This window comes from Syntrophales bacterium (assembly GCA_030655775.1).
Lineage (GTDB): Bacteria > Desulfobacterota > Syntrophia > Syntrophales > JADFWA01 > JAUSPI01.
Window position 1 is genome coordinate 1 of the sequence record JAUSPI010000273.1, and the last position, 11,507, is coordinate 11,507.

Annotated in this window: 7 protein-coding genes; 2 read left to right on the forward strand and 5 right to left on the reverse strand. The window is 38.5% G+C overall.

The window, feature by feature from the left end:
- Positions 1-163: 163 nt before the first annotated feature.
- A complete protein-coding gene (locus Q7J27_15195; protein MDO9530485.1) occupies positions 164-1,312 on the reverse strand; it encodes a uroporphyrinogen decarboxylase family protein in 1,149 nt (382 codons plus the stop codon).
- A gap of 111 nt (positions 1,313-1,423) precedes the next feature.
- Between Q7J27_15195 and Q7J27_15200 the strand changes: the two genes are divergently transcribed.
- Both Q7J27_15200 and Q7J27_15205 read left to right on the forward strand, forming a co-directional pair.
- Positions 1,424-2,299, forward strand: a complete 876-nt coding sequence (locus Q7J27_15200) for an AraC family transcriptional regulator (protein ID MDO9530486.1) — start codon at positions 1,424-1,426, stop codon at positions 2,297-2,299.
- A 248-nt stretch (positions 2,300-2,547) separates the two neighbouring features.
- Positions 2,548-2,961: a hypothetical protein gene (locus tag Q7J27_15205; protein MDO9530487.1), complete on the forward strand. Its 414-nt coding sequence runs from the start codon at positions 2,548-2,550 to the stop codon at positions 2,959-2,961.
- Between the two features lie 6 nt (positions 2,962-2,967).
- Here Q7J27_15205 and Q7J27_15210 read toward each other — a convergent pair whose 3' ends face one another.
- Genes Q7J27_15210 through Q7J27_15225 form a run of 4 tightly spaced genes read right to left on the reverse strand, consistent with a single transcriptional unit; the run spans position 2,968 to position 10,526 of the window.
- The gene (locus Q7J27_15210; protein MDO9530488.1) at positions 2,968-5,787 is read right to left on the reverse strand and encodes a DEAD/DEAH box helicase family protein; all 2,820 of its coding nucleotides are present in this window, start codon (positions 5,785-5,787) and stop codon (positions 2,968-2,970) included.
- A gap of 1 nt (position 5,788) precedes the next feature.
- Positions 5,789-7,399, reverse strand: coding sequence for a site-specific DNA-methyltransferase (locus Q7J27_15215; GenBank protein ID MDO9530489.1), 1,611 nt, complete (start codon positions 7,397-7,399; stop codon positions 5,789-5,791).
- 14 nt (positions 7,400-7,413) lie between these two features.
- Positions 7,414-10,353, reverse strand: coding sequence for an SNF2-related protein (locus Q7J27_15220; protein ID MDO9530490.1), 2,940 nt, complete (start codon positions 10,351-10,353; stop codon positions 7,414-7,416).
- Positions 10,350-10,526 (reverse strand): helix-turn-helix domain-containing protein, encoded by a 177-nt coding sequence (locus tag Q7J27_15225; GenBank protein ID MDO9530491.1) that lies wholly within the window; start codon positions 10,524-10,526, stop codon positions 10,350-10,352. Before Q7J27_15225 ends, Q7J27_15220 begins: the two co-directional genes overlap by 4 nt.
- Positions 10,527-11,507 lie beyond the last annotated feature (981 nt).

Genomic DNA, 11,507 nt, shown 5'->3' on the forward strand with positions numbered 1-11,507 from the left:
AGGGCTAACTCCCGAACTCTTCAGACAATTTGATTTGCCACAAACAAGATCGCCTTGATTATTATTTTTATTTCGTTCAAATTTATTCGCTGATTTTCTCATCTAAATTTTCTCATTACTTTTTGTAGCTAAACTGTTACGAAGATTTTTCACTTTAAATTAATTATTCCAACCATCCTGTATATTCAGCCAGCAGCCTGCAATAATAAACAAAGTTTTGCCACGAAATATCATGAGGTACTCCATGGTCACAACCAGGTATATACCCACCGTCCTTGAACATGGGCGGAATAATGCGTTCAAGCTCCCTCTTAATAGTATCTCCGCCTTTTGCGATAGCACGTTTATCAACACCGCCTCTGAACGCCATCTGTTTTGCAAATTTCTGGCGATAGTCGACAATATCGTTATGTGCAGCAACCTCCATAGGATCACAGCAATTAATATCCGCTTCAATCCAGATAGGGATCAGTTCTGCAACATATCCGTCGGAATCCATATCAACAATGGGACATCCACTTTGCTTTATCAAAGGAATCCATTTCTGATAAACAGGAAGCAGAAACCTGCGCGTCATTTCAGGAGAAATCATACTATGTGCCTTGTATGCCATATCCTCAGACATCTGGACAAAATCAAGCTTAACCTTTTCAAGAATTGGCTCCATAGTTCTGACAACAAAATCCCTCCAGAAATCAATCATATCCATAATGAACTCAGGATCTTCTATCATGAGAATACACAGAGGCTCAAATCCACACCACTCTCTCAACTGCCAGAACGGACCTGGAAAGGAAATGCCGACAGGGTAGTCTCTGTCTACTAATCTCCTACACCGTTCGTTGAAATCGTCTGGAAACCTGCCTGTTGTTTGCGAATTATACCTTTTTTTCATATCCTCCCAGCTTTTGCGGTCCTCAACCGGAAACTTAAGCCACCTGCGGGTAACAAAATCCTTGGAACTGCGAATATACGTATAATCATATTTGTCTGATATTTCAGTGATATTTCCCATCCAGTCCTGGACAATGTAATGTCCGTCTTTATGTTCAAGTACTTTTTCTTCAAATGTAGGGATCATCCTAAAAGTAACACCTGCTCCCATACGCTCTTTTCGGTTTCGGTAATTTTCATGCTTTATACCAAGCTCTTCAATAACAGCATCTAGATAGTTTTTATTTTCAGCTAGCCCCTCTTTATGCCACCTTTTTAATGTAGATTCGCGTGGTTCACCTGGGGTAAAAGGAATCCTGTCTACATCCTTAAAAAGCAGCGTATTCAGATATCTTTCACGTTCTGTCATTGTTTTCATCTTTTTCTCCCATACAACAAATATATCATTTTATCCCTCCTTATTTATAACTTGACATAATCTAAAATTTGGTCTAACTTATTATATAACTCAAAGTAACAGGGAATTTCAATGGATAAACTAACCAAAAATATGGATATTTTGTCCATGCTAAAAACTCCAACATTCAGGTCTGAAAAATTCAGGACACCATCCAGTATTGAAAAAAAACTGCAGTTATGGGTGGACAGAATTGGTTCTGCTAGCGAATATTCCATAAACAAACCCATGCGTATTCTCGGGCTTTATGCTGTCCTGCATGTTGAACTGGGAAGAGGCTACTTAATTTCTCCTTTAACAGGAAGAATCGAGCTGAAAACAGGAGACAGCTTTTTTCTTTTCCCCAATGTTCCTCATACTTACGGCAGCATAAAGAACGAGTGGGCAACATGCTGGATAGTATTTGACGGACCTTTATGTAAAACATACGAGAATCTAGGTTATATGAATCCCAAAAATCCTGTAATTTACGACCATGAATGTATTGTCCATCAAACTTTTAAGAAAATGCAAGTACTTATGGAAAGAGATGATACAGCCAGCTGTCTTGAACGAAGTACAAATATGACTGCATTGATCCTGGAGCTTTACAAGCGCAGGAAGTTTATGCATGCCCAGCATAGGTATAAGAATCTTATTTTGCTAGTTACACAGTACCTTGCAGAACACTGTCATGAGAACATAAGACCGCCCGATGTGGCAGAAAGATTTGCAGTCAGTTACACACACTTGAGACGTCTTTTTAGAAGAGATACTGGATTTTCTATTAAGGAATTTATAACGCACAAAAGGATATCAAAAGCTAAGGCCCTGATTCTGGAGAAAAAACTACCGCTAAAACAAATCGCTCAGCAAACAGGATATAATGATGTATTTCTCTTTATGCGTACTTTTAAAAAGATAGCAGGCATCTCGTCTGGAAAGTTCGAGAAAAACCATACAATGTAAAATAGATCAATCTATAAAGAGTCTAATAGACCCTCAATGTTAAAGTAAATTCCATAGCAAATGGCAGAGAAAATTCCATAGTAAAATTAGGGAGAAATAGGAGAATAATAGTAGTAATAATTTCTTTCTTTTTTGCTTCTTTTTTCTTTCTTTGTGGAAGATGTGGATAATGTGGAAAAGCAATGAATTTTAGGATTTGAAAAAAGCGCCTCTTAGTGCAAGAGTAGCAGTCATTAGGAGGTGTAAAAATGATAGGAATGGCAATGTATACGACGATAAGAACACTTGTGGAAAAAGGAATGAACAAGACCGAGATAGCAAGAGCAACAGGACATGATTGGAAGACAGTATCAAAGTTTGTAGAAAATATAAAATCAGGGAAGGAATATCCCCAGAAGAAGCCGCATCCCAGGATACTTGACGCTTACAAGGAGAAGATAATAGAGCTGATGGAATCAGGCTTGAGCGGGGTAAGAATACATGAAGAACTTAAAAGAATGGGAGCGAAGACAGGATATTCAACAGTGAGGAATTATTTGGCAAATATCAAAAAGAGAGAGAATATCTTTGTCAGGATACAGACTTTGCCTGGAGAAGAAGCCCAGGTGGATTTTGGTTATGTAGGATTAACTCCTGATAATAAAGGGGTAACCGTAACATAGCTGCTATTATCTTACCAATAAAACAGCTATTGTTGAACTTATTGTTATTTTATCAGTTGGAACAATCACGTATCTCCACGGCTTTACTATCCCAAAACTTCCGATATTCTTTGAAACTAATTCGCAGTATTTCTCAGCCGTTTTCTTCTTTTCTTGTACATCTGGAGTATTAATTTCCACACTCGGCTTTACTTCAATCATCACTATCTCATTCTTAAATTCAACCACAAAATCAGGCTCATAGCGATGCTGAGAATTACCGTCTTCATCACGCCAATAGAGCCCCTCAAACTGATTCGGAGCAGGGCGCAACCAATCTTCCACAGACAAATCTTTATCAAGAAGATATGCCATACGTGCTTCATCGGACGAATCAAACCGATACTCTGCATGGCAGGCTTTACTAAATCTCGTGTAAATTTTATCTCTTGAAAAACGGCCTAATTGTGATTCTAGCGTAACCGCCTTTTCATCGGAACTCTTTGAGTAATTATATCGTTCAAGATACGGTTTTGGCTCTCGAACTCCGGATTCAAGATATCCATCAGAAACAAATTCTTTATGTTCCAGAATCTGGTCATAAATTTCTTTGGCAATTTGGCGGAAGTTATTTTCAATCACCATTTTGAGCGAATTTTCATCCCTTATAAATGACTTGTAATGCGTAACCGCCTGCCCTGAAAGTTTAAGCAATAATGTTTTCTGTTCTTCATAATCAAGTAGCGGTTGTTCAATGAGGGCGGCAATAATAGTATTCTCAGGACTTTGTTTTCTCCCTTCGCCAAGACTTGATACCCGAGTGACCTCCGATTCCCAAGCTCCTTCTTGTGTATTACCAAATAAATCTTTCTCTTGGCTTCCCTGAAGACGCTCTTCAAGTATTGAAGTTTCCGTAGCATACATGCTTAATCGTCTTGTATTCAAATCAAAGTCTTCAATAATAAGTTCCCCATAATGAGGCGTAAGCATCAACCGTGGAATCGGGATATTGCGCAATTCAATAGTTTGTCCGGAAACCCGTCCAATATTCTCAAGCTCCTTTTTTGCCGAATCGCTTAAATTACTAAAAAGCGTTCCTTCTGGCCATGGTTCCAGTGTTTCCTTCTTATGCTTATGATATTCTGCAAAACTCAATCGTGACGCTTCTTGCTTTGCAAGGTTTTCAACAATTTCATCTGTTTTGCTTTGTCTCGTTGCTGCTTTAACATCTTCGGGAGTATCCTCAGAGATAACGGAGCTTACTGCTTTTGCTGCCTGCGCTTCAATCTCCTGCATAATCGCAGAATTAGCTTTAATCTTTCCCTGAATACTTGCAACAAACGCCGATTGAACTTCAACTACCTCTTTAACTAATTTTGTATCCTGAGCTGAAACTCTTTCAATATTTGACGGTTGAATAAGTTTTGATTTCCGCGCACCTTCAATTACTTTTGCGTAATTATCATGAGCAACTATCATAACACGATCAACATTTTTATTGCCTGTACGCTCACCATACGGCAAGCGAAGACCACGGCCAATTGTTTGTTCAGTCAAAATTTCCGAAGCCGAAGAACGAATAGGCGCAATAGTATAAATATTTGTAACATCCCAGCCTTCTTTAAGCATATTTACATGAATAACAATCTCAACAATATTATCCGGATGTTCAAGAGATATTAGCTTTTCAATAGTCTCGTCCGCTTCCTCTCCTTTTGTCTTTGTGTGAACCTCAATCACTTTGCCTTTATATGTACCGCCTCTAAAATCATCATTATCAATTAACGCCCGAAGTAAGCTGGCATGCGCCGTATCCTTTGCAACAACCAACATAACCGGCTTAACTTCCGGTTTACTATTTTGCAAAGCATACTCTTTTAATGCCACTTTAGCGCGCTCATGGAAAAAAGCCGCCAACTGTAATTTTCTAGCATCCGTTTCAATAGATTCAGAATCCCACTGACTAAAATCAACATCCGCCTCTGTTCCTACCCACGGGTCTTTTACATAACCATCACGAATTGCATCTCCAAGATTGTAGGTATACAGAATATTTTTTTTGAGAGTCGGTTCTGTGTTAACCCTAGTACTCGTTGTTGCTATATACGGTGTGGCGGTAAATTCAAGCCCAAATAGCGGATCTATGCGATCAAGTGACCCCATCGCAGCATCTGCATGATAATGGTGTGATTCATCTAGTAATACCACCAAATCATTAAGCGAACTTAAATACTCGAAATACGATTCGCCAAGCGTTTCGCTAAATTTAGTAATACCTTTCTCCTGCTCAATATCTTTTTGCGCAAATTGCTGCACATTAAAAATATTGATTTGAATTAAATTACCAAATAGGCTTGTGGTAGCTTGATTCTGTTGGTAGTTGTCTTTTGTAATTATACGAGTGGTATTGATATTTATTTCTTTAATCCCCCTAAATACATATTTGGGATTACTAGCCTTGCTAAAATCATCCACTAACTTCCGATAAATAGTGTTGCCTGGAGCGACTAGCATAAAATGCTGTATTTCATAGACAAGATATAGATACGCCACAAAAGCGCCCATGAGACGTGTCTTTCCAACACCGGTAGCAAGCGCGAAAGTATAGGCCGGAAAGGTTCGTTCAAACGCCTGAAATTGGCATAACTCAGGCACCGTTTGACCGTACTCTTTTGTCATCACCTCAATATCATTTACATTCCCACGATCTTCTCGTTTCATGCGAGCCAATACTTTTTTTCCCGCACTTGATTCCAAATAATCAGCAAAAAGCACCAAGCTTTTTTCTTGAGGGGTCCTAAGACTCATGGCGTTGGTTATGTACTGTAGCGCTTGAGTTTTATTCATATTATTCCTCACCATCCGTTAATTCTTCTTCATCTATCTCTTCAATAGCTCGATCTTTAATGGGTAAAAGATATTCTTTTTTACCAAATTGACAGGCTTTCAAGATTGACTGTGGAATCTTTTTAATAGTGATGCGATTATCCACTTTTTCACAGCCCGGTTCATATTTCTTCGGACAAATCAATAGTGTTTCGTTTGTCCTCAAATGGCTGACTATCTGTTGAACCATAGCTACTGAGAGCATCTGTGTCGTAACATAAATACTATTATTACCCTGCCCTTTACCATGCTTCCAGTAGTCACTCGAACTGGGCGAAAAAGTATAATTCATAAGCTTACACATGGCGCGAATAAGTTTGATATCGTTATAAAAACTATCAATTACAGGATTACCAAATTCATCAATCGTCACAAAACTCGGTGCCAGTTCATAAAACTTAAAACCACCACCACCTTTCCAATCAACCGCTTTACTGATACCACCTTGATCCGAACCATCTATAACTTTAGCCAAACGCACCTTGCAATGTGTATAGGCATGTTCTCCCATTTCAATACCGATATACTTTCGCCCCATCTTGTGCGCCACCGCAGCAGTAGTGCCGGATCCAAGGAAAGAGTCAAGGACGAAATCACATTCATTTGATCCGAGCTGAATAATTCTTTGCATCAATTTTTCTGGTTTTGGTGTTACAAATACATCCTCCCCAAACAAAGATTTAATTTCCTTTTTAGCGTCTTGATTATGCCCAACTTCTTGATATGTCCACAACGTCATTGCAACAATACCATCTCTGACCTCGGAAAGAAATTTTTTCACAGAAGGGATAGCATGACCGTTTGGGCCAAACCAAATTCTATTATCCTCTAACATTTCTTGAAAACGTATTTTGGTATATAACCAACATCTACCATCTGGTGGTAATACTTTTCTTCCAGAAGGCGTGGTTATTTCATAGACTTTTTCTGCAACTCTTGGACCAACTGAACAATCACTGCTTTTCCAAACCCCTCGTGGGTCATTATCTGGGTTTGAATATCGATCATTTGCTTCTTCACTTCTTGGTAATTTATTTAATGAATAAGCCGGTATTTTATTTTTAGCATACACAAGGATAGTGTCATGACTTCTTGAAAGGGTCTTTTTTAAATTAATTGGGGAATAAGCTCTTTGCCATATTACTTCATCTATAAAGTTATTTCTTCCAAACACTTCATCACAAAGCACTTTTAAATAATGACTCTCATCTGCGTCAATCGAAATCCAAATACTCCCATCATCTCTCAAAAGCATACGCAAGAGCTCCAATCTTGGCTTCATGAGGGAGAGCCAAGTAGAATGTTCAACACTATCGTCATAGTGCTCAAAGGCATTGCCGGTATTATATGGTGGATCAATATAGATGCACTTTATTTTCCCTTCGTATTCTGGGAGGAGCGCTTTAAGTGCCAGCAGGTTATCGCCGTGTATAATCATATTATCGGTTTTAGGGTCGCCATATGACAAGTCTGGCTTTTCTTCTAAAATCCGCGGTTCAATATTGGCAATATCATACTCGGAATTATTTTTCCCGATCCAAGTGAGTTCTAGTTTTTGTCTATTATTACTCATAAGCTCCCCTTTATTTAAACAACCTTCCAGCGAATGCTAAAAAGTTCTTCCAAATGAGTTCTTTGCTTAAGCTGGGCTTCCACTCGCTGTATTAATTTTTCCTTCCTATCATCTACTTCATCCTGAGCATCATAGAGTTTCTTGCGCATTTCATTGCGCTTCTTTTCCATATCCTTTATCTGACGCTGCACCTTTACCTTTTCTTCAAGTTCGACTATTTTCTTCGCGTTTGTTTTAGCAGTTTTGATATCAATATCCAATTTTTTCAAGTCAAGCTCAAGCGCCTTCTTCATATCGTCAGCCCATTTGTCTAACTTATCTACCTCATCATCAAAAAACTCACTATTCCGTTCAGCACTACGAGAAGATATTAGATTTATTGTTTCTTGCTCTATATTATCGAGTTTCTTTTTTTCATTATCAGCAACTATTATTTTATCATTTTGTATCTGCCCAGCGAGAGAAAACAGTTTCTTTGCTATATCCTGCTCAATAGCATCTCCTTTTTCATCGAAAGCGGAAATTAACACATGATCTTCCGCCTCAAGCGCTTCAATAGTGTAATTGCTCACTTTCATGAATCCACTTTTTCCTATAAGCGGCTTTAATACCGATATTATGCTCGGATTATTAGAATAATCAAAAACTAACTCCACCCCATCTGCATGCTTTTTCTTAACCTCATTAAGAATATCTTGTGCTAACGGATGCCCGGGACGATAAATATGAGCATCTTCAATATTCTTGCCTATGCGGTATGGGCCGCGATGGATATCCGCATTAGAAAAAGGATTACTTTTAAGCATAAAAGAATACTCGTGTTCAGCAAAATCAGCATTATCGCCAAGATAGAACCGAGTTATATCCCATAACCAGCGCTCATAACAGTCCAGGTATGATTGACTTTCCTTGATATTAACTTTCAGCTTCTCATGCACTTCAGAATCAAAATTCTCTAAAAGTTTTTGACGGGTGTCTCTTAAGCTATCTGTAATGCTTTCGTCCATTTCATTTTGAAGCGCATCAAACGCAGTATTAATCTCATCTTCCGTGCGGCATGATTGATAGATTGCAGCAATACGCTTCTCAAAGTCAACGCCGGATTCGATACTTCCCAACACTTCATCACTTGCTCCAAATACACCCTTAAAGAGGCTAAATTTTTCATCCAGAAGTTCATAGACCCTCTGATCAGCGGCATTCTTGCGATTGACAAAATTAATTACAACAACATCGTACTTTTGTCCGTACCTATGACAACGACCGATTCGCTGTTCGATGCGCTGGGGATTCCACGGCAGGTCATAATTGATGACTAACGAGCAAAATTGAAGATTAACCCCCTCGGCGCCTGCTTCAGTGGCAATCATAATTTCAGCTTCATCCTTAAAATAATCTATGATGGCGGCTCGTTTATCGGCAGTCTTTGAACCAGTAATTTTATCAGTATTTTTATGCTTCTTGAACCAAGCCTCATATATCGCCTTAGATTTATCATCATTATTTGAGCCGTTAAAAAGGACAATTTTATTTTCATATCCATTCTTCGAAAGCAGGTTCAAGAGGAAGTCCTGAGTAATCCGTGATTCAGTGAAAATAATCGCCTTCTTCTTAGCTCCCAGTTCTGCCGCCATTTCAAAACCTTTTTTTATAACAATTAGCAAGGCGTCGCCCTTTGAATTCTTCCAAATCTTTTTTGCCAAGTCACGATAATTTTCAAGCTCAACCTTTTCTTGCTTCATTAAGATGACATCTTCTTTCGTATAAACTACTTTCTTCTGAGTTGTCTCCTCACCATCTTCTTCTTCATCACTCCACTCATCAGAAAGCTCATCGTAGTTTTCGAAATCTTCACTAAGCCCTTCAATTCCGGACTCTTTTTCAGCTATCTGCTTCTCGGCCTTTTCGATAAGCTTTGTTAGTCTATACGTAATGCTGTTGAGCGTACTTGCAATTGCAAACGAAGAAGATGCTAATAACTTTCGTAAAATTAGAGTAATTAACTGTCGCTGACTTGACGGGAGCGCAAAGAGCCTGGGTTTCTGAAGATATCCGGACATGCCATTATAAAGTTCTATCTCTTGTTCTGTTGGTATATAGTCCTGCGTTAGTGGAATACGCTTTGTGTATTTTATATATTCGAGTACCTGGCGGCGAAGCGTACGCGTGCAAATTGGCTTTAAACGATTGCGCAAATCCGTAAACATTTCCTGCCTGGGCTCAACCAAGCCGAGCTCGCTTTCAAATACATCTTGCTCTTTTGAGACCTTAGAATAATTAACCTTAAAACTTGTCAGATCCCCAAATACATGATCATCAATTACGCTGACGAGACCGTACAGCTCAAGTAAAGAATTCTGTAACGGGGTTGCTGTAAGTAATATTTTGGGAGTATCGCTTAAAGCATTTTTTATTTCACGCGCGATCTTATTACTCGTTTTATAAACATTGCGCAAATGATGCGCTTCATCAATAACAACTAAATCCCATTTTGTCTGTTTGATGTATGGGGATTTTGTCCGGGCAAAATGATATGAACTTATAACAATCGCGTCTTCTCGATCAAAAGGATTTAGATTGCCGTCCTTGACATATTGATTAAATGTTTTCGTCTCAAGAATGATGGACGGGAGAAAGAACTTTTCCTGCAATTCAGCATTCCACTGTTTACGCAAACTTGATGGAACAATAAGCAGAATCTTTCTTTTTCTTTCAGCCCATTTCTGAGAAATAACTAACGCCGCTTCAATCGTCTTCCCAAGACCAACTTCATCAGCAAGAATTGCGCCTTTTGAAAGCGGAGACCGGAAAGCAAAAAGCGCGGCTTCGATCTGGTGGGGGTTAAGATCAACCTGGGCGTTAGAAAGGGTAGAGGAAAGTTTCTCTAAGCTATCAGAAGCACATCTTTTAGTTAATTCATATGCAAAATATTTGGCATGGTAATCTGTAATCATATCTTTTGTTTCCTATCCGTACCCTTAGACCAAGAATCTATTTCATCCTTGCGAAAACGCCATTGCCCTCCTGCTTTAAAAGAAGGAATTTTACCAATTCTGGCAAGACGCCTTATGATGTATTCATGAAGCTTCAAATACTCAGCGAGTTCTTCTACTGTGAAAGTTTCCATTTTATGTGACAAAATGCAATAAAATGTATTTTATTGTACTGCTTTCGCGCTAATTTCACAATTAAAAAAATATCTCAAATATAACTTGCTATCTCCCGAATTGTATGGCTGTATATGTACTAATGAAAGGTTAAGTGGTTGCAAATAGGGGTTCTGGCCATAGAGCCGCCATAATGTTAAGCTCAACATTATGGCGGTAATGTTAAGAGTTCATTAATGTTGAGAGTCATTTGTAAGTTTAACTAAGTAAATAACAAAAGCACTTTTATCTTAACATTTTTGATATCATAGTTGAGTCTCGTTTTAAATTATTAACATTTAGAATAAGGAGGCTCACATGATTTCAAAAATCCGCCCTTGTTCCCACCAAAGATATCTTTCTCTTCCCATTTTTGGATCAATTATTGAAGAATACGTCCAGTGATGTCAACGAACCGGATACAGTATTGGGAGTATCCGTTCTTCCCTCAAACACTCAAAAAGAATAGTTCGCTTTTTTCGTCGACACGGAATTAAAAACACAGGTGATTTGTCCCAGACTTCTTTTGAGACCGCCTGGAACTATTTCCATAAACGGGAAACTCATATAGCAAGTTCAATAGGTCGTTTTCAAAAGTTCTTTGCACAGACTCATAAATTAGTTATTTCTCCCCCTTCTCCGAAGAGTCTTATTGAATCAGAAATATATAATTATCAACTTTATGGGGTTCTAGACAAAGAACCGCCATAATGTTAAGCTCAACATTATGGCGGTAATGTTAAGAGTTCATTAATGTGTAGAGTTGTCAGTATTTTTCTTTAGTATCAAGGTGTTACGAAGAATTATCTACACATTAATAAAATTCCCGCTTTATTGGGGTAATGCTAGAGAAGGGCAAATTTTGGCCATGGGATCTCTTTTTTTTGAGGATTTGAGGCTAAAAAGGTTCCATATAGTGTAAAAAGTAGGAACATTGCTTTTCCCAAGAATTTCTCTTCTAA

Excerpts from the sequence above, each read along its gene's own strand:
- Q7J27_15195 (MDO9530485.1), bottom strand. The coding sequence starts at position 1,312 with ATGAAAACAATGACAGAACGTGAAAGATATCTGAATACGCTGCTTTTT.
- Q7J27_15200 (MDO9530486.1), top strand. The coding sequence starts at position 1,424 with ATGGATAAACTAACCAAAAATATGGATATTTTGTCCATGCTAAAAACT.
- Q7J27_15205 (MDO9530487.1), top strand. The coding sequence starts at position 2,548 with ATGATAGGAATGGCAATGTATACGACGATAAGAACACTTGTGGAAAAA.
- Q7J27_15210 (MDO9530488.1), bottom strand. The coding sequence starts at position 5,787 with ATGAATAAAACTCAAGCGCTACAGTACATAACCAACGCCATGAGTCTT.
- Q7J27_15215 (MDO9530489.1), bottom strand. The coding sequence starts at position 7,399 with ATGAGTAATAATAGACAAAAACTAGAACTCACTTGGATCGGGAAAAAT.
- Q7J27_15220 (MDO9530490.1), bottom strand. The coding sequence starts at position 10,353 with ATGATTACAGATTACCATGCCAAATATTTTGCATATGAATTAACTAAA.
- Q7J27_15225 (MDO9530491.1), bottom strand. The coding sequence starts at position 10,526 with ATGGAAACTTTCACAGTAGAAGAACTCGCTGAGTATTTGAAGCTTCAT.